General features: G+C 70.7%; 25 protein-coding genes. 9 read left to right on the top strand and 16 right to left on the bottom strand.

The window, feature by feature from the left end; translation table 11 throughout:
• Positions 1–436: 436 nt before the first annotated feature.
• Genes AC0VYL_RS08320 through AC0VYL_RS08310 form a run of 3 tightly spaced genes read left to right on the top strand, consistent with a single transcriptional unit; the run spans position 437 to position 2,956 of the window.
• Complete coding sequence (locus AC0VYL_RS08320; protein ID WP_475460907.1) at positions 437–718, top strand: hypothetical protein; 282 nt, start codon at positions 437–439, stop codon at positions 716–718.
• The gene (locus tag AC0VYL_RS08315) at positions 711–1,763 is read left to right on the top strand and encodes a polyprenyl synthetase family protein (RefSeq protein WP_475482791.1); all 1,053 of its coding nucleotides are present in this window, start codon (positions 711–713) and stop codon (positions 1,761–1,763) included. The genes AC0VYL_RS08320 and AC0VYL_RS08315 overlap by 8 nt, the downstream gene beginning before the upstream one ends.
• Before the next feature lie 14 nt (positions 1,764–1,777).
• The gene (locus AC0VYL_RS08310; RefSeq protein WP_475482790.1) at positions 1,778–2,956 is read left to right on the top strand and encodes an oxygenase MpaB family protein; all 1,179 of its coding nucleotides are present in this window, start codon (positions 1,778–1,780) and stop codon (positions 2,954–2,956) included.
• A gap of 365 nt (positions 2,957–3,321) precedes the next feature.
• On the opposite strand, the gene AC0VYL_RS08305 is transcribed toward AC0VYL_RS08310, so the two are convergent.
• A complete protein-coding gene (locus AC0VYL_RS08305; RefSeq protein ID WP_475482789.1) occupies positions 3,322–4,857 on the bottom strand; it encodes a sodium:solute symporter family protein in 1,536 nt (511 codons plus the stop codon).
• A gap of 10 nt (positions 4,858–4,867) precedes the next feature.
• A complete protein-coding gene (locus AC0VYL_RS08300; protein ID WP_475460899.1) occupies positions 4,868–5,101 on the bottom strand; it encodes a hypothetical protein in 234 nt (77 codons plus the stop codon).
• A 258-nt stretch (positions 5,102–5,359) separates the two neighbouring features.
• On the opposite strand from AC0VYL_RS08300, the gene AC0VYL_RS08295 reads away from it, so the two are divergent.
• The gene (locus AC0VYL_RS08295) at positions 5,360–6,184 is read left to right on the top strand and encodes a S1 family peptidase (RefSeq protein WP_475482788.1); all 825 of its coding nucleotides are present in this window, start codon (positions 5,360–5,362) and stop codon (positions 6,182–6,184) included.
• A gap of 165 nt (positions 6,185–6,349) precedes the next feature.
• Here the strand turns inward: AC0VYL_RS08295 and AC0VYL_RS08290 are convergent, their stop codons facing one another.
• Genes AC0VYL_RS08290 through AC0VYL_RS08280 form a run of 3 tightly spaced genes read right to left on the bottom strand, consistent with a single transcriptional unit; the run spans position 6,350 to position 8,738 of the window.
• Positions 6,350–7,618 (bottom strand): glycosyltransferase, encoded by a 1,269-nt coding sequence (locus AC0VYL_RS08290; RefSeq protein ID WP_475482787.1) that lies wholly within the window; start codon positions 7,616–7,618, stop codon positions 6,350–6,352.
• A gap of 2 nt (positions 7,619–7,620) precedes the next feature.
• A complete protein-coding gene (locus AC0VYL_RS08285; protein WP_475482786.1) occupies positions 7,621–7,956 on the bottom strand; it encodes a hypothetical protein in 336 nt (111 codons plus the stop codon).
• Between the two features lie 29 nt (positions 7,957–7,985).
• Positions 7,986–8,738: an IclR family transcriptional regulator gene (locus AC0VYL_RS08280; RefSeq protein ID WP_475482785.1), complete on the bottom strand. Its 753-nt coding sequence runs from the start codon at positions 8,736–8,738 to the stop codon at positions 7,986–7,988.
• 214 nt (positions 8,739–8,952) lie between these two features.
• On the opposite strand from AC0VYL_RS08280, the gene AC0VYL_RS08275 reads away from it, so the two are divergent.
• The 3 genes from AC0VYL_RS08275 to AC0VYL_RS08265 all read left to right on the top strand — a co-directional run bounded on the left by AC0VYL_RS08275 (position 8,953) and on the right by AC0VYL_RS08265 (position 12,000).
• Complete coding sequence (locus tag AC0VYL_RS08275; RefSeq protein WP_475482784.1) at positions 8,953–10,308, top strand: RraA family protein; 1,356 nt, start codon at positions 8,953–8,955, stop codon at positions 10,306–10,308.
• Between the two features lie 88 nt (positions 10,309–10,396).
• Positions 10,397–11,743, top strand: coding sequence for a TRAP transporter large permease subunit (locus tag AC0VYL_RS08270; RefSeq protein ID WP_475482783.1), 1,347 nt, complete (start codon positions 10,397–10,399; stop codon positions 11,741–11,743).
• The gene (locus tag AC0VYL_RS08265) at positions 11,740–12,000 is read left to right on the top strand and encodes a hypothetical protein (protein WP_475460886.1); all 261 of its coding nucleotides are present in this window, start codon (positions 11,740–11,742) and stop codon (positions 11,998–12,000) included. The genes AC0VYL_RS08270 and AC0VYL_RS08265 overlap by 4 nt, the downstream gene beginning before the upstream one ends.
• Before the next feature lie 102 nt (positions 12,001–12,102).
• Here the strand turns inward: AC0VYL_RS08265 and AC0VYL_RS08260 are convergent, their stop codons facing one another.
• Genes AC0VYL_RS08260 through AC0VYL_RS08250 form a run of 3 tightly spaced genes read right to left on the bottom strand, consistent with a single transcriptional unit; the run spans position 12,103 to position 14,689 of the window.
• Complete coding sequence (locus tag AC0VYL_RS08260; RefSeq protein WP_475482782.1) at positions 12,103–12,795, bottom strand: CoA-transferase; 693 nt, start codon at positions 12,793–12,795, stop codon at positions 12,103–12,105.
• Complete coding sequence (locus AC0VYL_RS08255) at positions 12,792–13,487, bottom strand: 3-oxoacid CoA-transferase subunit A (protein WP_475482781.1); 696 nt, start codon at positions 13,485–13,487, stop codon at positions 12,792–12,794. Before AC0VYL_RS08255 ends, AC0VYL_RS08260 begins: the two co-directional genes overlap by 4 nt.
• Entirely contained in the window at positions 13,484–14,689 is a 1,206-nt protein-coding gene (locus AC0VYL_RS08250; protein ID WP_475482780.1) for a thiolase family protein, read from the bottom strand. The genes AC0VYL_RS08255 and AC0VYL_RS08250 overlap by 4 nt, the downstream gene beginning before the upstream one ends.
• A 71-nt stretch (positions 14,690–14,760) precedes the next feature.
• Here AC0VYL_RS08250 and AC0VYL_RS08245 point away from each other — a divergent pair, with 71 nt between their 5' ends.
• Together AC0VYL_RS08245 and AC0VYL_RS08240 are read left to right on the top strand one after the other, a co-directional pair.
• The gene (locus AC0VYL_RS08245; protein ID WP_475482779.1) at positions 14,761–15,642 is read left to right on the top strand and encodes a LysR substrate-binding domain-containing protein; all 882 of its coding nucleotides are present in this window, start codon (positions 14,761–14,763) and stop codon (positions 15,640–15,642) included.
• 277 nt (positions 15,643–15,919) lie between these two features.
• Complete coding sequence (locus AC0VYL_RS08240) at positions 15,920–16,693, top strand: IclR family transcriptional regulator (protein WP_475482778.1); 774 nt, start codon at positions 15,920–15,922, stop codon at positions 16,691–16,693.
• A 5-nt stretch (positions 16,694–16,698) separates the two neighbouring features.
• Here the strand turns inward: AC0VYL_RS08240 and AC0VYL_RS08235 are convergent, their stop codons facing one another.
• From AC0VYL_RS08235 to AC0VYL_RS08200, 8 genes are all read right to left on the bottom strand, one after another.
• On the bottom strand, positions 16,699–17,352 hold the full coding sequence (locus tag AC0VYL_RS08235) for a flavin reductase family protein (protein WP_475482777.1): 654 nt from the start codon (positions 17,350–17,352) through the stop codon (positions 16,699–16,701).
• A complete protein-coding gene (locus AC0VYL_RS08230; protein WP_475482776.1) occupies positions 17,345–18,430 on the bottom strand; it encodes an ABC transporter substrate-binding protein in 1,086 nt (361 codons plus the stop codon). The genes AC0VYL_RS08235 and AC0VYL_RS08230 overlap by 8 nt, the downstream gene beginning before the upstream one ends.
• Before the next feature lie 24 nt (positions 18,431–18,454).
• Positions 18,455–19,315 carry an ABC transporter permease gene (locus AC0VYL_RS08225; RefSeq protein ID WP_475460871.1) on the bottom strand — a complete coding sequence of 287 codons (861 nt, stop codon included), beginning with the start codon at positions 19,313–19,315 and terminating at the stop codon, positions 18,455–18,457.
• Positions 19,312–20,082, bottom strand: a complete 771-nt coding sequence (locus AC0VYL_RS08220; RefSeq protein WP_475482775.1) for an ABC transporter ATP-binding protein — start codon at positions 20,080–20,082, stop codon at positions 19,312–19,314. The genes AC0VYL_RS08225 and AC0VYL_RS08220 overlap by 4 nt, the downstream gene beginning before the upstream one ends.
• Complete coding sequence (locus AC0VYL_RS08215) at positions 20,075–20,827, bottom strand: HpcH/HpaI aldolase family protein (protein ID WP_475482774.1); 753 nt, start codon at positions 20,825–20,827, stop codon at positions 20,075–20,077. The genes AC0VYL_RS08220 and AC0VYL_RS08215 overlap by 8 nt, the downstream gene beginning before the upstream one ends.
• The gene (locus AC0VYL_RS08210) at positions 20,824–21,738 is read right to left on the bottom strand and encodes a cupin domain-containing protein (RefSeq protein WP_475482773.1); all 915 of its coding nucleotides are present in this window, start codon (positions 21,736–21,738) and stop codon (positions 20,824–20,826) included. Before AC0VYL_RS08210 ends, AC0VYL_RS08215 begins: the two co-directional genes overlap by 4 nt.
• Before the next feature lie 3 nt (positions 21,739–21,741).
• Complete coding sequence (locus tag AC0VYL_RS08205; RefSeq protein WP_475460864.1) at positions 21,742–22,659, bottom strand: DUF6282 family protein; 918 nt, start codon at positions 22,657–22,659, stop codon at positions 21,742–21,744.
• 788 nt (positions 22,660–23,447) lie between these two features.
• Entirely contained in the window at positions 23,448–24,137 is a 690-nt protein-coding gene (locus AC0VYL_RS08200; RefSeq protein ID WP_475460862.1) for a sirohydrochlorin chelatase, read from the bottom strand.
• Between the last annotated feature and the right edge of the window lie 23 nt (positions 24,138–24,160).

Raw genomic sequence — 24,160 nt, 5'->3', positions numbered from 1 at the left:
GGTCGGCGGGGTTCTCCGCCTGGCCGCTCGCCATTGCCAGCCCCGCCCACACAACCCGCCGTTTATTCGAGAACCACCTCTTCTGTCCCCGTGTCGAGAGAACCCGAATCCGGGGACGTGGAGTCCGCCCTGCACAGCCCGGTCCCGGACTCCCGTGCCCCGACCCGCTGTTTCGGTCCGCACACGTCGACCTCCGAGGCACACGGTCGGACGCCGGACTTTATTCGGATTGTCCACTTCCTGTATATTCCGCACTTCTGCCGAAAGCACCAAAACCGACCAGATCGCTGTATCGCATTGACAAAGGAGGCAATGAATCATGATGCTTGACAAGAAAGGACTCTGAACGGATATACCAACGCCCGGCCGGACGGCGCCGGGCACCCTCGTCCGATTCCTCCGCGGTCCTTCCCAGTCAACCGAAAGCAGGAATGCCGTGGCAGACACCGGTGACGGTGCGAGGTCCGACCATGTGGGCGAACCGGTGCTGATCGCGGCCGCGGTGGCCGACCTGGCGTTCACCGGTGTCGGCGCGGCTCTGGGGAGAGCGAGGGCGTTTCTGGGCCGGTCGGACCTGCTGGAGCTGGCACAGGACGGCCGGGAGGAACTGAGGGAGCGGGGCCGGCTGGCGTTGCGACGGTACGCCCCCGCGTCCGAGTCCCACCTGGAGCTGCTTGCCCGGCGGGCCGCGTCCCGGCCCGGGCAGGGCGATGTCTGAGGCCGAGGAGCAGTCCCTGCTCCGCGACCGGGTGGACGCCGCGTTGCGGGAGTTCACCCGGCAGGAGACGGAACGGCTCCTCGCCATCGACGCCGACCTGTCGCCGGTGGCCGAGCAGTTGGCCGTGGCGGTCGGCGGCGGCAAGCGTCTGCGCGCCGCGTTCTGTTACTGGGGTTGGCGCGCGGCCGGGCAGCCGGACAGCGATGCCCTGGTCAGGGCCGCCACGGCGATGGAGCTGGTGCACGCCGCGGCCGTCGTCCACGACGACCTCATCGACGAGAGCCGGATGCGGCACGGCGTGCCGAGCGCCCATGTGGCGCTGCGCGCCGCGTTCGCCGGTCGGGCGCGGCCCCATGCCGGGGGACGCGCCCTGGCCCTGCTGACCGGGGACCTGCTCATGTCGTGGGCCGCCCAACTGTTCCTCGACTGCGGCCTGCCCGGGGCCTATCTGTCCCGCGCACGCGTCCTGTGGGCGGTCATGGCCAGGGAGCTGATCGCCGGGGAGTGCCTGGAGATCCTCCGCACCGGCTCCCCGCCCGACACCGGAAGATCGCTCCAGGTGATCCGTTACAAGACCGCCAAGTACACGGTCGAGCACCCCCTGCGCATCGGCGGCGCGCTGGCAGGAGCACCGGGCACCCTGATGGAGGCCTTCACCTCCTACGGGCTCCCCCTGGGTGAGGCGTTCCAGCTGCGCGACGACCTGCTGGGACTCTTCGGAGACCCGGAGATCACGGGCAAGTCGAACCTGGACGACGTCCGGGGCAACCGGCCGACCGTCCTGCTCGCCGAGACCTGGTCGGCGGCCACCGGGGCCGAACGCCGGGAGCTGCGCGGCCTGCTCGGCCGACGGGGCCTGGACGGCGAGGGCCTGTCGAGGGTGCGGGCGATCACGCGACGTACCGGGGCCCTCGACCGCGTCGAGGAGATGATCGTCCAGCGCGTCCGGACCGCGACCGCCGTGCTCACCCGAGCGGACCTGCCGGACGAGGCCGCCGCAGCCCTGTCCCACATGGTGGCCTCGGTCGCGTCCCGCCGTTTCTGACCCGAAGGAATGCCATGACCCACACACCACGGAACACGGACGCGCTACGGCTCCTGGGGGACGAACTCGCGGACGCGACGGTGAGGGAACTGTTCGAACGCGGGGAGGTCGGAAAGTTCAACACCCTGATGCGCCACTTCTCCACCGCCGGGCAGGACCTGCCCGACGGACTCCCGGACGTCGCCCGTGAGTACCTGCGCGCCACCTCCGCGCCGCCGACCTGGGTCGACTGGGGTGAGATGGAGAAGGCACGGTCGTTCTTCCTGGACAACAACGTGCACATCTCCACCGCACTGGCCTTCTCCGCGATGCCCGCCTGCTACGTCATCCCACACGTGGCCAGGCTGCTCAGTGCCACCCACGCCCTGGAGTACCCCTCGCGGCGCATGGCCGAGACCGGGCAGTTCGCCGTCTACCTGATGCGGCCCGACGCCTTCGAGGCGGGGAGCCGGTTCGTCCCCGCGGTCCAGAAGGTGCGGCTGCTGCACGCCTCCATCCGCTACCACATGAGCCGTGAGGGCCGTTGGGACGTGGCCGCGCTCGGCACCCCGATCTGTCAGGAGGACATGATCGGCGGCCAGATGATGTTCTCCCTCCAGGTGCTGGACGCGCTACACCGCCTCGGCATCCACATGTCGGTCGACGGTGCGGAGTCCTACTTCTACGTCTGGCGCGTCGTCGGTGAGATGCTCGGCATCAGTCCCGACCACGCCCCGGCGGACCTGGAGGAGGCCCGGAGGTTCTCCGACCTGTACATGACCAGGTACATGGGCCCCTCCGAAGAGGGGGCACGGCTGACCCGCCAACTCATCGACCTCTATGAGGAGGTCGTCCCGGGGACCCTCCTCGACCCGGTGGTCGCCGCCCTCATCCGCTACCTCATCGGTGACACCTGCGCCGACTGGCTCCAGGTTCCGCGCACCGGTTGGGACACCGCCGTCAGGCTCTCTCCCGCGCTGCTCGGCGTCCTCGAGCGCATCGAGGACCGCTCTCCGCTGGGCGAGTGGGCCCTGGACCGGCTCGGCCACCTCACCACCCGGTTCGAACTGAGCTCCCTCACCCGTGGCCGGGTCATGCAGTACGCCATCCCCGAGCAGCTCAGGGACGAGTACGGTGTCGCCTCCCGGACCAGGCGGGCGGACCGCTGGGTCCCGCCGTCCCCGACACCGTGGACGGGTTCGGCCCGGCGCTGAACGCGGCGTGGAGGCTCAGGGGGCGGTCGGACCGTCGGCGTGGTCTGTGACGACGCCCCTCGGTGCGGGCTCGGGCGGAGGCGGGTTCCCTTGGGAGCCCGCCTCCGTCGTTTCCGGGGTGGCCGTCGGGTCCTCCAGATGACCGACGGGTGGCCCCGCGGGCCCCACGTGGTCCCGCCGCCGACGTCCGGTCCGATCCTGGCCCGCGTCTCCCCTCCGGAGCAGCCGGGCGGGTGGAGCGGACCGAGCGTGACAGGCGGCCCGGCTCTCCGGTCCACCCCGTGTTCCGCTGAACGACCTCCGAGCGGGTCGCGCCGGTCCCGACGCGGGTCAGGGCCAGGGCTCGTCTCACGCGCGGGTCAGCCTCAGGGCGACCCGTCCACGACCTCCTCTCCGGCGTCCTCGACGGGTCGCCCTCCTGAGGGTTCGGCGGGTTCGGGGGCGGGGCGCGGGGTCACCAGCAGGGAGCCGAGCACCGCGACCGCGGTGTTCACGGCCAGACCGACGACCCCCGCGTGCACGCCGTACAGCGTGGGAACGCCCGCCAGCGCCATGCCGCCGGAGATCAGCGCACCGACGACCATGCCGTGCAGGACGGGACCGGCCGCCATTCGCTTCCAGTACAGACCGACGATGAACGCCGGGGCGATCTGGATCAGCAGCTCGAACTTGAGCACGAAGATGTTGACCAGGAGCGTGGGCGGGTTCCAGGCCAGCACCAGCAGACCGCTGAGCGCGACGACACCCCCGAGCTTGCCCGCCAGCAGGACGGTCTTCTCGGCCGCGCCCGGAGCGAGGTGCTCCCGCACGATGTCCTTGGAGATGATGGAGGAGAAGGAGAGCAGGACCGAGTCGGCCGTGGACACGATCGCCGCGACCACGCCCCCGAACAACAGGATCATCAGTACGTAGAAGAATGGGTTGATCCCGGCGACGTCGTTGGCGATCATGCCGACGATCTGCTCGGACTCGGCGTCCGAGAGCCCCGGGTAGAGCCGGATGGCGATGATGCCGACCACGAAGACGAGCGCCGTGGTGATGAGGGGCATCCAGGCCATCCGGGCCAGCGAGCCCCGCAGGGTCGCCGCGCTCTCCGCCGCGTAGACGCGCTGGATCGCGTGCGGGTAGACGGCGGCCCCGATACCGACGAGCAGGAGCATCGACAGCCAGCTCACCGATCCCTCTCGCGTCGGGGTCGCCGCCTTGTCGGGTTCGGCCGTCACGACGTGGGCGAACGCCTCACCCAACCCACCACCGACCAGGTAGAGCCCTCCCGCGACCAGAACCAGCACCCCCAGCAGCAGGGCGCCTCCCTGCATCACGTCGGTGAAGGCCACCGCGCGCATCCCGCCGAGCCAGGAGTAGGCCAGCATGACGATCACGAAGGCGAGCATGGCCACCTGGTAGGGCACCGTGCCGCCGGTGAGACCGGCGATGCCGTGCCCCATGGCCACGAGCTGTTCCAGCAGGAAGTTGCCCAGGGCCCACAGCATGAGCAGGGCGGCGACGAGGCTCACCGCGGGTGAGCCGAACCGGTGGCGCAGCCAGTCGGTGGGGGTGATGAACCCGTGCTCGCGCGCGACGCGGTGCAGGCGCGGGGCGAAGAGCAGGTAGCCCGCGATGACGACGGTCATGAACATGACCGACTGCCACCACGCGAACCCCGTCCGGTAGGCGGACGGCGCGTAGCCGATGATGTTGTTTCCGCTGTACTGCGTGGCGTACAGGGTGAAGAAGAGCACGAGGACGCCGAGGTTGCGTCCCGCGAGGTAGTAACTCTGCATGTCGTCGCGCACGCCCCTGCGGCCGCGACTGACCCAGAACCCGATGGCGAGCATCATGGCCGCGTAGGCACTCAGGACGATGATGCCGGGAGCCCCGGCGAAGGTCAGCTGGTCCATGTCGTCCCCCTCACTCCTCGTCCCGGCTTCCCCACTGGGTCCTACACACCCAGCTGAGGTAGCCGCACAGGACGACCGAGCCGACCACTGAGACGAGCATCCACAGGGGCACGCCCAGGACGAGCGGATGGACCGTCCCGGGCGGCCAGTACCAGGGGACCGACACGAGGACGATGGCGCCGAGAACGATCCAGATCCACGGCTTGCGGACCGGTTCCCGATCGTGGGGGGACGAGGGGTTCACTCTGCTCCTTCGGTGGTCGTTGACCTGTGCGGTTCCCCCCTACGCGGATCTGATGCACGATCGGCCCCGTGTTGCCCCGTGTTCGGCGTGCCGCGCCAGCGTTCGTCTTCGCCTGCGGGCGTCCCCCGTCTCCCGTTCCGTGACGGACGTTGCGTCCGTGTGTCGGAAAGCGGAGACGTTTCCGCAACGCGCTCTCCCCTTGACTCCGACAGGTGCGGCCGACCGGCCCCACACCGTCTGGAGTCAGGGAGTCACCCCTTGCGCAAGTCCATGGGCCGTCAGGCGGCCATCTGTCTCGCGGGCGTCGCGGCGATCGGCGCCGTCCTCACCGCGGCGTCACCGGCGGCGGCGATCGTCGGCGGAACCCCCGTCGCGGACGGGCAGCTGCCCTTCGTCGCGAAGATCGAACTGCGGGAGCCGGACGGGACCTGGTCACACGTGTGCGGCGGTTCGTTGGTCGACAGCCGGGTCGTCGCCACGGCCTCGCACTGCCTGCCCGTCGACCCCCAGGACGAGATCCGGCTCGTCCTGGGCCGGACCGACGCGAACACCACCACGGGGACGGTGGTGAACGACGACCGCTTCTCCGCCTACCTCCACCCCTCCTTCACCGGACAGACCAACACCGACCTCGGCCTCGTCGTGCTCGACGAGGAGCTCCGGTACGACACCGCGGCCCTCCCCCGTCCGAACACACGACCGCTGCCCGGGGAACACCTCCAGGCCGCGGGCTGGGGAAGCACCGACGCCCAGTCCCCGGTCAAGTCGAGCCGGCTGCTCGGCGTGACGCTCCCGGTCACCGAATTCGACACGGAGGGAGGCATCTGGGACGAGGAGTTCCTCTGCGCGGGCACTCGGGAGAAGCGGGTCACGCACGGGGACAGCGGGGGGCCGCTGTACTCCGTGAGCGGCTCGGGCGAGGCCGTGGTGCACGGACTCGTGACCGGGGAGACGAGCACCTGCTACGGGCTCTTCACCAACCTGGCCGATCCGACCGTCTGGGAGCCGTTCCGGGAGCCGCTCGCCTCCCACGGCCTCTCCCACGTCCTGCCGTCGGCCGAGCCCGCTGGCGGCGAGGGCTGACGGAACTCTGATGCCACGGAGGCCCGTACCGGGACGGTGCGGGCCTCCCCGTGTCCGCAGCCGGACCCGGAGCCCGTCACCATCGCCTCCGTGCGAAAGCACGTCACTGCGGCCTGGTCGAGGATGGGAGGTGCTGTGGGGGTGTGGACGTGGGCTCGTGTCGCTTCACCCGACCTCCCGCTCCAGGATTCGGGTCGCCGTGACCGTCCCGTCCTCGGCCGACACCAGCCGCCCCAGGTCCTCGGCGCGTGCGGCGATTCCCGGTTCGGTGAGCGCGTCGGACAGCGCGGCGGCCAGGGCCTCCTCGGTCAGCCGTCCGCCGTTCACCGGGGCGGGGGCCGCCCCGGATTCGTGGACGCGGTCGGCCCAGAACGGCTGGTCACCCCAGAAGGGGCACACGACCTGGGGGCGCCCCGCGGCGGCCGCGGCCCCCGTCGTCCCGGCCCCCGCGTGGTGGACGACCACCGAACAGCGCGGGAACAGGCGTTCGTGCGGTGCGCGGTCGATGACCAGGAGGTCGTCTCCGCTCGGGACCGCGTCGATACCGCCTCCCCCGACGGCCACGACCGCCCTCGTTCCCACGCGTCGCACGGCCGCCGCGACCAGGCGTCCCGTCGCGGCGGGATCGGCGGTGGGCAGGCTGCTGAACCCGACGAACACCGGAGGGTCACCGGCGGTCAGGAACGCCTCCAGCTCCGCCGACGCCTCCCACTCCCGGTCCGACGGAAGGGTCCAGAAGCCGGTGGTCCGCACCCACGCGGGGTAGCGGGCCCGCGCGGGCAGCAGGTTCCGGCTGAAAGCGTGGAGGACGGTGGCGTGGGTGCCGTCGGGCCGCCGTAGCGGGTCGTGGCGGCCGGGCCTGGCCGGGAGCCCCAGGCTCGCGCGGAGCCGGTCCGCGAGTCGGCGCTGGCCGCGCAGCGCCAGGGCGGTCATCCGGTAGCTCACCGGGATCAGGGCGTCGGGCACCCACCGGGGCCAGGGAACCCCGGGCGCGGGGAAGGCCCGGGTGGGCACCCAGGAGGGTTGCAGGGCCACGGGGACCGAGGGCACCCCCAGGTGTTCGGCGATGTGGGCTCCCGGCATGCCGGGGACGTGCACGACGACGTCGGCGCCCAGGTCGGCGGTCGCGGCCATGTCGGCGTACACCTGTCGCATGCGCGGCGTGATCTCGCGCAGCAGCGCCACCGTCTGGGCCGCGCCACGCGGGCCGCGCAGCCCCGTCTCCATCACCCCCTTCATCTCCGGATCGTCCATGAGGGCGTTGGGCCCGTCGTCCACCGGGTGGTAGGGCACGCCGTGCTCGGCGGCGAGCCAGGCGTAGGACCTCGGGCCCGCGACGGTGGCGGAGTGCCCGGCGGCGTTCAGGCCGAGGGCCAGGGCGAGGAAGGGTTGGACGTCCCCACGGGTGCCGTGGGTGAGCAGGAGGGCACGCACGTCTACCCCTTCCGGGCGGCCAGGCCGCGCGCGACGATGTCCACGAGCAGGTCCAGGGTCTGCGCGTAGGAGTCCGGGGCCGCCAGCCGTCGGGCGTTCACGGGCAGCAGCATGACGACCTGGAGTACCCCGATGACGGCGGGTGCGGGGGCCGCGATCAGGTCACCGCTGTCCAGGCGGTCGGTGACGAAGGCGTTGAGGGCGTTCACCGGGTTGTCGGGGGACCCCGTCAGGCGTTCGGGGTCGGCCCTGCGGGAGACCGCGTCCATCTCCTCGGGGTGCGTGACGAGCCAGCGGGTCGGGACTCGGACGTCCCCTACCGCCGCGAAGGCCCGCATCGCCCGGGAACGACCAACTCGCGGTCGGTTCAGATGCGCGCGCCGATGGCGGCGGCCCCCCGTGACAGCTCGGGCAACCAGGTGAGCAGCTTCTCCGCGCTGGTGACGTCGGTCGTCGTCACCAGGTTGATCGCCCCGGCGAGTTCCTTGTCGGCGTCGTACACCGGCACGCTCAGACTCAGCGCGCCCAGTTCCCGCTCGGACTCCGCGAGGTAGTAGCCGTCCTCACGCACTCCCCGGACGTCCGCCATCAGGTCCCGCTCCCCCTGGACCCGCCCTGAGGCCAGGGAGATCTCCGGGAAGCGGCGCACGTAGTCCTCGATCTCCTCGTCCCGCCAGGCGGCGAGCAGCACCTTCCCGCCGCCGACGTCGAGCGGCACCCGACGCCCGATCGGGAACTGGTAGCGGAGGGGGTCCGCTCCGCTGACGCGTGCGATGAGGATCCGCTCGTCCCCCGAGCGGACGTACACGGAGGAGGTCAGCCGCGTGGTCGCGGAGAGCTCGGTGAGCACCGGCGTCGCGATCGTGCTCACGCGGTCGTTGACCACGAAGCCGTGCGCCAGCCCCAACACCACCGGCCCGAGTGCGTACCCCAGGCGGCCCTGCTGGACGTAGCCGCGCCGCACGAGCTGGTTCACCGTCCGCTGGGTGGTGGCCAGGTGCAGGTCGGCCTCCCGGGCGATGTCGCTCAGCCTCAGCGGACCGCGCGCGCGTTCCAGGCATTCGAGCACGTCCAGCGCACGGTCGAGCGTGCGCCCCTGGTTCCCGCCTCCGGCGCCCATGCTCGCCTCGCCACTCCCTCGCTCGCGTTCCCTCGGAAAACTTTCCTCGCCCCCGGTCGGTGACCTCGGGGCCCGCCGGACACGGCGATCCAGCTCGCCGTTGCTCCCTCCAAGGTAGCGGAGAGGTTTCCGGCAGGTTGACACCGGAGAGAGCCGCAGGTCACACTCGCTATCAATCAACAAGAGAAACTATCACTCAATGATAGCTGGTGGAATGATGAAGGTAGCCGTCCTGGGACTGGGCGAAGCCGGCGCGATCTTCGCGGAGGCCTTCGCCGCCGCCGGTTGGCAGGCCGTCGGCTTCGATCCCGCGAGCACGGTACGGACGCCCGAGGGCGTCGACCGCGCCTCCTCGACCGCGGAGGCGGTGGCCGGAGCGGACGTCGTCCTGAGCCTGGCGACGGCCGCCCACGCGGTCTCCGTCGCCCGCGAAGCCGTGTCCGCGCTGCGAACCGACGCCGTCTACATCGACCTCAACGCGGCCTCGCCGCAGGTCAAGACGGATGTGGCTCGTACCATCGATGGCGCGGCCCGCGTGGTCGACGGGGCCCTCATCGGTTCCGTCGTCAAGTTCGGGCCGAAGGTCAACATCCTCCTCGCGGGACCCGCCGCCGAGGAGGCCGCCCGGGCGCTGGGAGCCGTGGGTTCGGACGCCGAGCCGATCGGCGGGACCGTGGGCGCAGCGTCGGGGCGCAAGCTGCTGCGCAGCGTGTTCATGAAGGGGCTGGGGGCACTGATCACCGAGGCCCTGGACGCCGGAACCGCGGCGGGCGAGGAGGAGTGGATGCGTGAGCAGGTGGCCGCCGCCCTCAGCGACGGACCCGCCGCGGTTCAGCGGCTGGACCACGGGACACGGCTGCACGCCGTGCGGCGCTCCCAGGAACTGGACGCCAGCATCGCCCTGTTGAACGAACTCCGGGTGGAGGCCCCCGTGAGCACGGGCGCGGCCGACCGTCACCGGTACCTGGCGCGCGTGACCGAACAGCCCGACGAAGGGCTGATCGACGCCTACGCGACGATCCCCACCGCCGCCATCGGGGACGCGCGGGACCGGCTCGGCTTCCTGTCCTCCAGGATCAGGCCCGTCTGGGCCGGGGCGCGGCTGTCGGGGCGCGCTCTGACGGTGCAGACGCGGCCCGGTGACAACCGCGCGCTGCACCAGGCGCTGACCGTCGCGCGCCCCGGCGACGTGCTGGTCGTGGACGGAGGGGGCGACGACTCCCGAGCGCTGTTGGGAGAGCTCATCGCCGAACGCGCCATCAACAGGGGAGTGCGCGGGATGGTGATCGACGGCGCGGTCCGGGACGCCGACGAACTGCGCGAACTCGGCTTCCCCGTCTGGTCAGCCGGGATCTCCCCGGCGGGCCCCTACAAGGACGGACCCGGCCACGTCGGTCGCACCATCGCGGTGGGCGGCGCGGTCTGTTCCCCAGGAGACATCGTGGTGGCCGACGGGGACGGCGTGTTCGTCGTGCCCCGCCTGGAGGCCGAGCGGACGCTCGGCGCCGCCCGGCTCGTCCTCTCCGACGAGGCCGAGCGCCGTGAGGCCATCCGGAGGGAACGCGCGTGAGGTCCCCCTCCCCCACCCGGTCGCTCCCCCGGAGTGACACCCCGCCCGTCCGCGGGCACCAGAGCTCCCCTCCACCGAAAGTCGACCCATGCCGATCGCGCTACTAGCCCTCGCGGCGTTCATCGCCGTGATCATCGTGTGGAACGTCGTGTTCAAGCGGAACATGGGCGAGGCCATGCTGCTCGGACTCGTCGTCACCGCCCTGTTCGCCGGAACGCGGGCACCGGCGTACCTCCTGGGAGGGCTGGCCGACGCCCTCACCCACGACGTGCTCTACGCGGCCCTGGCCTTCGTGTTCATGGCCTACCTCATCGACACCACGGGGCTGATCCAGAAGATCCTGGCCATCCTCAACTCCGCGTTCGGGCGCGTTCGCGGCGGTCCCGCGTTCATCGACACGGCCGGTTCGGCGGTCTTCGGGGCGCTGTCCGGGTCCAACTCCGCGAACACCGCCTCCAGCGGATCCTTCACCGGGCCCTGGATGGTGCGCACCGGCTGGACCCCCACCCGGGCGGCCACCGTGCTCGCCGGAAACGGCGGAATGGGCGCGGCCCTGCCGCCCAGTGCCTCGATGGTCATCATGATCGGCTTCGCCGGGGGGATGGTCACCACCGGACAGGTGTACCTGGGTCTCCTGATCGCCGGTCTGTACCAGATCCTGTTGCGCATCGGTCTGGTCACGTACTTCGTCCGCCGTGACGGGGTCCCCAAGGTGGACGAGCACGACCTGGTGCCGATGCGCACGTCGCTGCGTCAGGGTGCCGGTGCGCTGACGATCTTCCTCGGCGCGCTCATCCCGATCGCCGTCACCGTGGGTCCCCTGGCCACCTACCTGACCGAGTCCACACCGCTGGGCGACGCGGTCGGCGACATCTCACTGCTGACCTGGATCCCCATCCTCATCATCGGCTTCTCGCTCCTCGCCGGACGGGACCGTCTCCCACGGACGGTGCGCGACTGGTCCCGTCTGCTGGACGGCGCCCTGCCGAAGTTCGCGACCATCGGGGCCCTGCTGTTCTTCGCGATCGCCGCGAGCGAGATCCTGGGGCGGCTGGGTCTCGCGGAGGACGTCAACGTCATCCTGGAGTCCCTGCCCGTCGGTTCCACGGTGATGGTGGTGGTCGTCGGATTGGTGGTCACCCTGGTCGCCGGTCCGCTCTCGTCCACGGCCACCCTGACGGCGGTCGGTCAGATCTCCTTGCTCGCGCTGGTCGGGGTGGGGGTCGACCCGCTCCTCGCGATCATCGCGATCCTGGTGTTCGCCTCCACCGAGGGGGCCTCCCCTCCCGCCTCCGGCTCGATCTTCGTCGCCGCGGGCCTGACCGGGGCACGGCCGGAGAGCACCTTCCTGCCGCTCATCGTCTACTACATGATCCCGATCTTCCTGATCGGCTGTCTGATCGGTTGGGGCGTCCTTCCGATCCCGGGGGTATGACCGTGCTCGCTCTCAAGTCCCGAACCTTCGGCGTGGTCCGCGCGCTGTTCAAGATCGGTCTCGTCTGCTGCCTGGCGCTCGGAGCGCTCCTGGTCCTGGGACAGATGGCCGGAGTCCTGCTCCAGCGTCCGGACTGGGTGACCGGCGCCTCCGACCTGCTGTTCGTCCCGAGCGTCGGCGCGGCGGCGGCCTTCGGTGTCCTCGGCTTCATCGGCAACTACCTCACGCCGGAGGGGCCGGAGCCCGAGGAAGACTGAGGTCGCGGAACGGCGGGGTGGGGGCGCACCGTCCCCCACCCCGCCGTCGCGACGTCCCGCTCACGCGCCGCGTACTCCGCCGACCCGCTTCCGGAACTCCCCTCAGCCCGTGAGCGCGGTGTCCGGGTCGGTGATGCCGAGCCGTTCCGCCAGCTCGTCGGCGCCGACACCGAACGTCTCCCGGATCCGTACTCCCTGGGCACCGACCTCGAAGACGCCGTGGTCCGTGTAGACGCGACCGACACAGCCGACCCCGGTGAGCGGATACGTGCAGAGCGGTACGAGTTTCGGCTGGGCGGAGCGGGTGAACAGGGGCATCATCACGTGGACCTCCCTGGCGCCGATGGCGAGGTCCATGGCACCGCCGACCGCCGGGACGGCGTCGGGTTCACCCGTGTGCCAGTTGGCGAGGTCGCCCTGGAACCCCACCTGGTAGGCGCCGAGGACACAGACGTCCAGGTGTCCGCCGCGCATCATGGCGAAGGAGTCGGCCTGGTGGAAGTACGCCGATCCGGGAAGCTCGGTCACCGGGACCTTGCCGGCGTTGGTCAGGTCGGGGTCGACGGCGTCGCCCTCGGCCCTCGGCCCCATGTTGAGCATGCCGTTCTCGGTGTGCAGCACCACCCCCGAGCCGGTCGGCAGGTGGTCGGCGATCCGGGTGGGCTGCCCGATCCCGAGGTTGACGAAGGCTCCGGACGGGATGTCGGCGGCGATGACGGCGGCCAGCTCGTCCATCGACAGGCGGTGGTCGGCCCTCATCGGCGCTCCGGTGGAGGGATCGTTCGCGTGGGTCATCGTGCCCCCTGGACGGTGTGGCGACGGGACTCCACCTGGACGATCCGGTCGACGTAGATGGACGGGGTGACCACGGCCTCGGGGTCGAGTGCTCCCGCCTCGACGATCTGGTCGACCTGGACGACGGTCGTCGTCGCCGCCGTGGCCATGACCGGCCCGAAGTTGCGTGCGGTCCGGCGATAGGTGAGGTTGCCCAGCGTGTCCGCCCTGTGCGCGCCGATCAGGGCGTAGTCGCCCTTGATCGGGTACTCCAACAGGTATCTGCGACCGTCGATCTCACGTTCCTCCCTGCCCTCGGCCAGAGGCGTACCGATCGCCGTCGGGCAGTAGAAGGCGCCGATGCCCGCCCCGGCCGCGCGCATCCGCTCGGCGAGGTTGCCCTGCGGCACCAGTTCGAGTTCGATCCTTCCCGACCGGTAGAGACGGTCGAAGACCCAGGAGTCGGCCTGCCGGGGGAAGGAACAGACGACCCTGCGCACCCGCCCGGCCGCGAGCAGCGCGGCGAGCCCGACCTCGCCGTTACCGGCGTTGTTGGACACGATCGTGAGGTCCTTGGCTCCCTGGCGGATGAGCGCCTCGATCAGGTCGAACGGCATACCCGCCAGTCCGAAGCCGCCGACGAGGACGGTGGCCCCGTCCTCGACCCCGGCCACGGCGGCGTCGGCGCTCTCGGCGACCTCCGCGCGGCTCATCGGACCCGCTCCGTGTCGGCGCAGTTCTCCAGGACGACGGCCAGCCCCTGGCCGACCCCGACGCACAACGCGGCGACGCCGTAGCGCTCTCCCGAGTCCCGCAGCACCTTGGCCAGGGTGGCGAGGAGGCGGCCGCCGGAGGCGCCCAGCGGATGTCCGATCGCGATGGCCCCGCCCTTCTGGTTGACGATGGCGGGATCGATCCCCCAGGCGTCGAGGCAGGCGAGCGCCTGCACGGCGAAGGCCTCGTTGAGCTCGACCGCGCCCACCTGGTCCCAGCCGATCCCGGCTCGGGCCAGGGCACGGTTGGCGGCCTCGACCGGTGCGAAGCCGAAGGCCTGCGGCTCCAGCGCCATCACCCCCCGGCCAGCGACGCGGGCGATCGGGGCGGCCCCGATCGTGTCGGCGGCCCTCTCACTGCCCAGGAGCACCGCGGACGCGCCGTCGTTGAGGGGACTGGCGTTCCCCGCGGTGATGGTGCCGCCCTGCTCGGGTGAACGGAACACGGTCCTGAGCGTGGCCAGCACGTCGGGTGTGGACGCGGCTCGGATGCCTTCGTCGCGAACCAGGTCGGTCTCTCCCACCGGTGTCACCAGGTCGTCGTAGAAGCCTGACTCCCAGGCCCGGTGGGCGAGTTCGTGGGAGCGTGCGGCGAACCGGTCCTGACGCTCTCGGGAGATCCTGTAGCGCTCCTGGAGTTGTTCGTTGGCCTCACCGAGGCCCACCGTCCACTCCTTCGGCATGCGCGGGTTGACCAGACGCCAACCGAGCGTGGTCGACACGGCGGTGATGTCACCGACCGGGAACGGTCTCGCTGATTTGGGCAGCACCCACGGCGCCCGCGTCATCGACTCCACTCCACCGGTCAGTACGACCTCGGCATCGCCGGACTCGATCGTCCGGCTGGCCGCCATCGCCGCGTCCAGGCCGGACCCGCAGAGTCTGTTGACGGTGGTGCCCGGGACGCTGACCGGCAGTCCGGCGAGCAGCGCCGCCATGCGGCCGACGTTGCGGTTCTCCTCTCCGGCTCCGTTGGCGTTGCCCCACACCACGTCGTCGATCGCGGACCGGTCGAGCTCGGGCACCTTGGCGAGCGTCGAGGTGATCGCGGCCGCGGCCAGGTCGTCGGGGCGGACCCCGGCCAGCGCGCCGTTGAGGCGACCGAACGGCGTCCGTGTCGCGGCGTACAGGAATGAACTCATGGCACTGACGCTAGGTCCTGAGCGCGATATCCTGAAGTACTCATATCCCAGGCTATTAATATGGATCAGATATGGATCTGCGTCATCTCAGGTACTTCGTCGCGGTGGCGGAGGAACTCCACTTCGGTCGGGCCGCCGATCGGCTGCACATGGCCCAGCCGCCGCTCTCCCAACAGATCCGCCAGCTCGAAGCGGAACTCGGTGTCAAACTGCTGCACCGCACGACGCGTCGCGTCGAGCTCACCGAGTCCGGTCGCGTCTACCTGGATCTGGCGCGCGGGATCCTCGCCGACGTCGACCAGGCCACCCACCACGCCCGCCTCGTCGCCTCCGGCTCTGTGGGCCGCCTCGCGCTCGGATGTGTGGGATCAGCGACGTACAGCCTCCTGCCGACTCTCTCCCGTCGGCTTTCGGTCGAACTCCCGGGGGTCGAGTTCTCCTTCCGCGGTGACATGCTGGGCCCCGACCAGGTCGAGGCTCTGCGCAAGGGCACGATCGACGTCGCGTTGTTGCGCCCCCCGGTGGCCGACCGCTCCATCGTCGTGCACACACTGCGTCGGGACCGGCTGGTCGTCGCCCTGCCGGTGAACCACCGCCTGGCCCGGCGCGGGCGGCTGCGTTCCGAGGACCTCGCCGGTGAGGATCTGATCGTGCACTCCGCCGACCGCCGGTCGGTGATGTACGACATCGTCCTGGGCCTTCTGCGCGACGTGGGCGTCGAGCCGCGCATCCGCCACGAGGTCGGCGAGACCTCGACTCTGGTCACCCTGGTGGCCGGGGGTCTGGGTGTGGCGGTCGTGCCCGAACCCGTCACGGCGCTGGAACTCCACGGCGTCGCCTACCGGCCACTCACCGGGGCCGACGCGCACGTGGAACTCGCCGTCGCACACCGCGCCGACCGTTCCGAGCCCCACCTGGCACGCACCGTGGAGATCATCCGGGCGACGGTCTGAGGGGTCCGCGGACCGCTCCCACCGGAGGGACGCCGCCCACGCGGGCACGGAGACACACGGGCCCACCGGCGCGTGGACACGGGGCCTCGCGGCCCCGGTGGAAGGCCGCCGGACGACCGCGACACGGTGCCCGGACGCCGCGACCACGACTCTCCTGGTCAGGCCCTCCCCGACGCGCACGGTCGGCTCCCCGCTGGCTCCACGGGGCCCTCAGGGCCTGTTCCGCAAGGGCTGCGTGGTGCCAGCGGTTCCTCGGGGTGCCCGTGAGCACGGTACGATGTGGTCGCCATGTGAACAACCGGAACACATCACGTCAAGGGGCGCCGGAGTGGACATCCAAGCAGTAGACCGGGTGGGAATGATCCTCGCACTGTTCGGTCCGCATCGTGAATCGGTGACTTCCACCGAAGCCGCCGACCTCATCGGACTCAATCGCACGACGACCTACCGCTATCTGACGTCCCTGGTCAACGCCAACGTGCTCGCCCTCCGCGACGACCGCACCTATGTTCCGGGGCCAGCGCTCGTGCAACTCGGCGCCTTCGCTCTCGGCCGACGCGACATCCTGCGCCTCGCCGTGGACCCGATGCAGACCCTGGCCCGCGACACCGAGATCACGGCGGTCCTGTCCCTCTGGGGCTCCTCGTCACCGGTCGTGGCGCACGTCGAGGAACCCCCGCGCCGCGAGATCGTCGTCTCCGTCCGGGTGGGTATGCAGCTGTCGACCGCCGCCGCGCAGACCGGCATCTTCCACACCTTCATGGCCGACTCCCCGAGCGTGGTGCGGGCCTCGCGGCAGCTCCCGAACGGGGAACGTGAACGGATCGAGCGTCTGGTGCGCGAGACGTCCGAGCGCGGGTACGCCGCTCAGGTCAGCACCCGGGGCATCGCCGTGCTCGCCACTCCCGTGTGGGACGAGCACGGCCTCGCGGCGTCACTCGCGCTCCTGAGCACCCGCGACGTGCTCGACGTCCACGCCGAGAGTGACGAACTCGCGGCACTCCGGAGTGCCGCGACCACGATCTCCCGGTCGCTCGGCGCGGACGACTGAACCGGTCAGCCGCGCTCCGCCAACGGTTCCCCCTGCCCCGGGCCCCTCAACGGCGTGCCACCGAGTCGTTCGACGTTCCCGAGCCGTCCGTAGGTCGGACCGGCCAGGCGTGAGGCCGGATCAATCATCGTGGTGTCGATCTTGAGGCCGTCCAACGCCGACGAGAGCACATGGAACCGCACGACCTCCCCCACCGTGAACTGCGCACCGGCCCGACCGAACTCCACCACACGCGCGAGCCGACACTCCAGACTCACCCGAGCGGTGGCCAACCGGGGCACGCTCACCACGTCGCTCGGCTCGGTCCCGAGACCGAGGATCTCGGCTTCGTCGACGCCGGGGGGATGTACCTCCCCCGACTCGTGGACCTCCCTCCAGTGCTCCCATCCGGGGATGTTCACGACGTACTCTCCCCGCTCGGCGATATTGCGAGCCGTGTCCTTGAACCCGCCCTCACGGCGACCGATGTTGATCCCGACCATGGGCGGATCGTTGGACACCATCGTGAAGGCGCTGAACGGCGCCAGGTTCGCCCTTCCGTCGCGACTCACGGAGGTCACCCACGCGATGGGGCGGGGAACGACGCAGCCCGTGAGCAGCCGGTAGTTCTCCTGGGCGCTCAACCCCGAGGGGTCGATCACGGTCATGTCATCAGGCATGGTCGGCGGCCTCCTGACGAACGGCGGCGCGGTCGAAATCGTTGATGTCCTGGATCAACGAGTCGTCGTACAGGTCGGCGGGGTCCACCGGCTGGGTGAGCTCGCCCGCGTCGAGCAGGAAGTCCACGTTGGCCTGGAGCGCCTCCGGATCCATCGCCCCGTACGGGTCGTCCTCAGCACCGAGGTTGGCCAGTCGCGCTTCGAGGACGGAGACCGACGCGGCCACGGCGACGTCGTCGTCGAGGCCCGAGGGGCGCGCCTCGGGGTGTGCGTCGAAGAGCAGTTCGACGGCGGCTTCGGGGTTCGCCTCGCTGAAGACCACGCCCTTGGCGATCGCGCGTCCGAGCTTGACGTACAGCTCGCGGTCCTCCTCCAGGTCACCGGTCCGGGCCGCGAGTCCGCCGCTCGTGAGCATGTCGGTCCCCGGGACCTCGATCTCGCGCAGCTCGATCCCCTGGTTCTCCAGCACCTGGAACGACGTGTCCAGCAGGGCCAGCGCGTCGACCTGGCCGTTCTCCACGGCGGTGGCCTGCTGGCCTCCCGTCCCGATCGCGACGAACGTCACGGAGTCCTCCGCTACACCCGCCTCACGCAGACCGACCTGGGCCTGCGTGACCGAGGCGCTCGCGAGGCTGATCGCGCCCACCGTCTTGCCCTCCAGGTCCTCGATCGACGTGATGTCGCTGTCCGCGGGGACTCTCAGGCCGTAGATGTTGTCCTTGTAGTAGGACATGAAGTAGGTCAGGTCGAGGTTCTTGCCGGGCTCACGGCCCAGGATCACCGGTTCGGGGCTGACGGCCCCGGTCGCCACCTGTCCGGTCGCGATCTGCTGGACCTGGGTCGTCGCGGAGTCGGCCAGGATGATCTCGACGTCCAGGCCCTCGTCCTCGAAGTAGCCCATCTCCTGGGACACCGCGATCGAGGCGATCCCCGCGTTCCAGGTCGGGGTCGCGAGCGTCATGGAGACCTGTTGGTCGCCGCCGTCGCCGCCCGACCCGCCACAGGCCGCGAGCAGGGAGGTGAACATCAGTACGGCGCCGCCTTGCAGCACCTTGCGGGACACACGTGTCATGGGCATGAGTCGTCCTTCGGTTCGAGGGGGTCAGTTTCCAACGGAGCGGGCGCGGTTCTCTTCGGACCAGAAGGCGAGTCGCCGCCCGCCGAGGACGACCGCGTAGTGCAGTACGAGACCGATGGTCGAGAGCACGACCAGAGCCGCGAACATGGTGGCCACGTCCAGCGAGGTGTTGCTGGCGATGATCAGGTAGCCGAGTCCGGCCTGTGAACCCACGAACTCCGCGACGATGGCGCCGATGACCGAGAGCACGACCGCCACGTCCAGGCCGGCGATGATGCTGGGGATGGCCGTCGGCAGGCGCAGCCGCGTGAGGACCTGCAGACGCGTCGCTCCGAAGGAACGCATCATGTTCACCTGGTCGCTGCTGGTGGAGTTGAAGCCGAGCGTGGCGTTGACGAGGATCGGGAAGAACGCGATGAGCGCCGTCGTGAGGATCTTCGACTCCATGCCGAAGCCGAACCAGACGAGGAACAACGGCGCGAGGGCCACCTTCGGCACGGTCTGCAGCACGACGACGATCGGCAGGACGATCTTCTCGGCCAGTCGCGAGGAGCTCACCCACACCGCGACGAGCAGTCCGGAGACGACGGCGATACCGAAGCCGTAGATGATCTCCTGCAACGTGACCCAGGTGTGGCGCAGGAACGGCCCGTCGGTGAAGCCCTCGACGAGCGCCTCCACGATCCGGGTGGGCGCGGGGAAGAGGATCACCGAGATGTCGAAGGTGCGGACCACCACTTCCCACACGGTGAGCAGGATGAGCACCGTGGCGCTCGACAGCAACCAGCCCGGAAGGTCGGAGAGCCTGCGACGTGTCTCGGTGTCCCCCGCCTCGCGACGCACTGTCAGGGTCTGCCCGGCCGAGGAGGAGTCGGATGCGGTCATGGGGTGGTCACCACTTCGGCTGTGTCAAGAACGGTTCTGATGCGACGCGTGTAGTCACCGAACTCGGCGGTGCTCACGACGTCGAGGGTGCGCGGACGCGGTAGGTCGATGTCGATGACCGCGCCGACGCGACCGGGGCGCGGGGTCATCACGACGACGCGGTCGGAGAGGAGCACCGCCTCGGAGATGCTGTGGGTGATGAAGACGACCGTCTTGCGGTCCCGCTCCCAGATCTCCAGCAGGTCCATGGTCAGCTGGTCGCGGGTCATCGCGTCCAGCGCTCCGAACGGTTCGTCCATCAGCAGGATCCGCGGGTCGTGCAGGAGGGCCCGGGCGATCCCGACACGCTGTTGCATCCCACCCGACAGCTGGTAGGGGTGGCTGGTGGCGAAGTCGGACAGTCCGAGCATCTCCAGGAGCTCGTGCGCCCGGCCTTCGTCGTGCCTCCGCCGGGAACGCCCCTGGAGGGTCGAGGGGACGAGCACGTTGTCCAGGACCGTGTTCCAGGGCAGCAGCAGCGGCTGCTGGAACACCATCCCGGTCATCGCTGACTCGTTGCGCGCTTCGGCCCGGTACCTGATGCTGCCCTCGGTCAGCGGCTCCAGGCCCATGATGAGTTTGAGCAGAGTGCTCTTGCCGCATCCGCTCGGTCCGACGATGGATACGAACTCTCCGTCGGCGATGTCGAGGTGGAAGTCCTCGACCGCGACCGTTCCACCGCGATAGTGCTTGCTGACGTGGACGAAGTTCATGACTGGCTCACGCATGGAGCGACGCCTTTCCCGTGTGGTCCTCGGTTGCCCGCATGCGCCTGACGGCGTTCACGGCGGCTTCCGCGAGCAGTGTCGTGTCGGCGGCGCCGACGAAGAAGTCCAACTCCAGTTCACGGGCGCGTGCGGCGCCGTCCGGTCCTCCCGCCGCGCCCGCGGCGATCCCGTGTCTGCGAGCCGCGGTGACGACGGTGAGATCGGCGTCAGCGACGGTGCGTCCGGCGTCGAGCGCGAGGTCCGCGGCCCCGAGGAGGAGTCCGGTGATCCCGTCGACCGCGGCGATGTCCTCGACGGAATCCAGCGCGGCGAGCGACTCGATCTGCGCGATGACCTCGACCGGCCGGGACAGGTAGTCGGCTCGCGGGCCCTGCCCCCACACTCCGGCACGCGACGTCGCACCGGAGCCGCGCCGCCCCTCAGGAGCGAACCGCGTCGCGGACACGACCTCGGCGGCGGCCTCGGGACCGTCGACGTGGGGAACGACGATCCCGTCGGCGCCAGCGTCGAGCACCCGTTGCACGAAGGACGGCCCCAGGTCGGGAACCCGCACGAGCGCCCGCATGCCGTGCGCCTGGCCGACGGCGATGTGCCGGGCGATCGCCGACGTGTCCAGCATCGTGTGTTCGGCGTCGACGACGATCACGTCGACACCGGCGCGGGCGAGGATGGCCGTGGACTCCCAGGTGTCGAGCTTGACCCAGGCGGCCCACCGCGTGCCCTCGGACCTGTTCTCGCTGCTCATCGGAGTGCCTCCGGCCACGGGTAGTCATCGGCGTTGAGAACCCAGCCCGGACGGCGCGAGAAGTCCTCGCGCGGCCCGGCGAAGATGTCGACCATGCGGTTCTCGCCGGATCCGACCGCTTCGCTGGTGTGAACCAGCGGAGGCGGGATGATGGTCAACGACGGCCCACCGATCTCACGGTGGTGGTCGGGGCGCCACGCCGTGCGGTCGTTTCCCCACGCACGCCGGATGTGATGGACGTACTCGCCAGCGTCGACGAAGCTCAACTGCTCGAAGTCGTCGTGGGTGTGGGGGGACAGGGCGCGTGGGTCCCGCGGCCCGACACGCGGGTAGAGCAGGTTCACCATGGCGTGACGGCCACGGAGGATGCGACCCAGGCGTCCCTCCTGCGGGGCGATGTCCTCGATGGCGTCGTAGACGCGGATCTCGGCGTCGCCCGACGGTGCGGGCCAGGGATCGGCGCGGACGCTGAGTCCGAGGCCGTCGGCGTAGGACTCGCCGTTGAGCGCCTGATCCAGCACGTCCGATGTGGCCACCGTGTGCAGACGCAGCAGCCGCAGCGCCCCCTCGACCTCGTACCGCCAGGGGCCCGGCTGGACCGTGATGACGCTCGTCGGTTCGACGGTGACCGTCTCCCGCGAGGTGCGCACCGTGAGGCGGCCCGGGGAGGGCAGGACCACCAGCATCGTCTCGTCGGCGTCCGCACGATCGACGGTGTCTCCGTCGGCGTGTTCGGCGTAGACGACGGCGGCGTTGGCGGCTCGTACCGTCCACAGGCGCCCGCCCCGTCCCGTGGCCCCGGTGGGGGCGAGCTCGCCGAAGTCGAAGAACTGCGGTTCGTGCGCGGCGTCGGCGTCGGGCCCGCTCGAAGCGGCCAGTTGGCTGCGCGGGTCACTCGCGAGGTATGCCATCTGTCAGCGCCTCTCGACCGGAGCGGGCCGTTCGTCTTCCAGACCGAGCAGGAAGGCGGCGTTGTGCGAGGTGACCTGGCGGAGCTCCTCGACGGACAGGCCGCGTTCGAGCAGGGCCTCACCGACGCGCATGAAGGCGTCGACGGGCATGGGGCGCCCTCGTTGTCCGAGGTCCGAGGAGAGCACCGTGTGGTCGGGGCCGATGGCCCGGATCCACTCGACCAGCAGTCCCGGGTCCCACTTGCGGTAGCCCTGGGGGTCGTACATGCCCACCTCGTGCTCGATGTAGCCGCCGAGGTCGGCCAGCTGGCGGCATCGCTCGACGTCGGCGTCGACGATGAAGTTCGGGTGGCTGAGGATCATGCGTCGTACCCCGCGCTCAGCCGCGGCGGCGAAGAGCTGGGCCGACTGGGCCGGTTCCAGATGGCCCGCCGAGAGGAGCACGTCCGCCTCCGCCACCAGGTCGAGGACCTCGTGGGCCGCGTCGAGGAGACGGCCCTCGGCGTCGACCACGTCGACGACCCGGTTGGGGATGTCGTAGTCGGACTCGGGGAAGCCGTGGTGCTCGTTCTCGCAGTGGCAACGGCTGGAGAAGGTGGGGAACCAGACCGCGCGGCCCCCCATCTGGAGCGACATCGCGACCGCGTACGGGTTGAGCCCACCCACCTGGGCGTTGAGGGCGATTCCGCCGAAGATCGGCGTCGCGACGTCGTCCAGTTCGCGGTGCATCGCGAGCAGGTCCATGACGGTGTTGTGGTGGTGCGACTTCACCAGGATTCCGCGCATGTTGAGGCGCTCTCCGTCGCGGGCCGCCTCCACGTGATCGAACTCCCGCGAGAAGGGGTTCGGTCCCGAGTGGCAATGCAGATCGACGGCTCCGTCGAGTGCCTCCGCGAGGGGCGGGAGGGACGTGAGAGTCATAGAGCACACCTCTGAGATCAGGGTCACATGTTCGTATTGAATCATCTATGTTCATATTGCGACTGTCAAGTGTGGGTGTGAGTTCGCCCCGAGACGGCTCGCGCGGCCCGCGCCCTCGCCGGGCTCGGAGACGTTCTCGCAGCGTGCGGCCACTGCCTTGGCCGGACGACACCTCGTGTGGCGATGTCGACGCCGCGTAACCGAACCTCCCGGCTGCCCCCGTACCTCGTGGATGCGCGTACGGATTCCGCTCCCGCCCGCCAAGGCGTGTGGGGACGGCGGAACGGCGGGACACGGCGCGCTCCGGCCTCCGAACCGCCTCGACACGGTGGGGTCACGGGGAACAGCGAGGGACGTGTGAGGACGTCCGTGGGGCCCGGGCCGCGACCAGGTGGACCAACGCGTCCAACGGCGGTGTGGCACGATCGTTCGGGCCGGTCAGGCCCGCGAGGCCGCCACCGGTGTCGAACACGGACCAGCCCCCGGAGCGAGGGAGTCGGCGGACCACGGCGGCCACCGCCGGGACGGACGTGCCGTGGCGGTCGCTGACGCCCGGACCGGGTGTCCGTGGTGGCCGACCACCCCTACCGTCCTCCCGAGGAAGCGGATCCGCTGGCCGACCGGCACCGACCCGGTGGTCGCCCCCCACCGCTCCCGGCGGCGGAGGAGTCCGCCCCGAACCGCTCGACGACCGGGCCGCGTCCCGGGGCACGCCCGGATCACGGCGGCCCACACGATCGTGCGGTGCGTCGCCCGCCCGCCGTCCTACTGCGGCCGTCCGGTCGTCCTCAGGCGGGCTGCCCGACGACCGCCTGGCGGTAGCGGTCCACCACGGCGTGGGCGATGGCCGGGGCGGGGCACAGGGGGTCCGCCACCGCGTCGGCACCCGCGTGTGCCAGCCGGTCGTGGAACAGGCCCGGGGCCAGGAGCCAGCTGGCCACGACCACCCGACCGTGCCCGCGTTCGCGCAGTCGGGCGACCCGTTCGGCGACGGTGGGGCGGCCGGTGGCGATGAAGGCGACCTCCACCGGGGTACCCAGACGCCGGGAGAGGTCGGCGGCGGCCCGTCGAAGTTCGGCACCGGCGTGGGGGTCGGAGGTCCCGGCGCAGGCCAGCACCACGGCGTCGCCGGTCCGGTACCCGGCGTCGGCCAGACGGCGCACCGCGGTGTCCAGGACCGCCGGATGGCCGCCCAGCGCTGGGGCGACGACGGCGTCCGCGCGACCGCCCTCGGCCAGCTGGTGCGGGATGTCGGTGCGCACGTGGTAGCCCGACGCGAGGAAGGCGGGCACGACCACCAGCGGGCCGGGGGTTCGGGCCGCGACCTGGCCGACGGTGGGTGTGCGCACGTCGGCGAAGGCCAACCGGGCGGGCTGGCGTACCAGTTCGGCCACGCTCAGGGCCAGGGACCGGGCGACGGCGGTGCCGTGCGGGTCGCGGGTGCCGTGGACGGCCAAGATCAGGCTTCTGGGGCTCATCGCGTGGCGGGCGTGCCCGCCCG

The sequence above is a fragment of the Nocardiopsis sp. iso_238 genome, assembly GCF_056173325.1.
The sequence above is the reverse complement of the archived record's forward strand: the minus strand, read 5'-3'. Positions and strand labels throughout refer to the sequence as shown.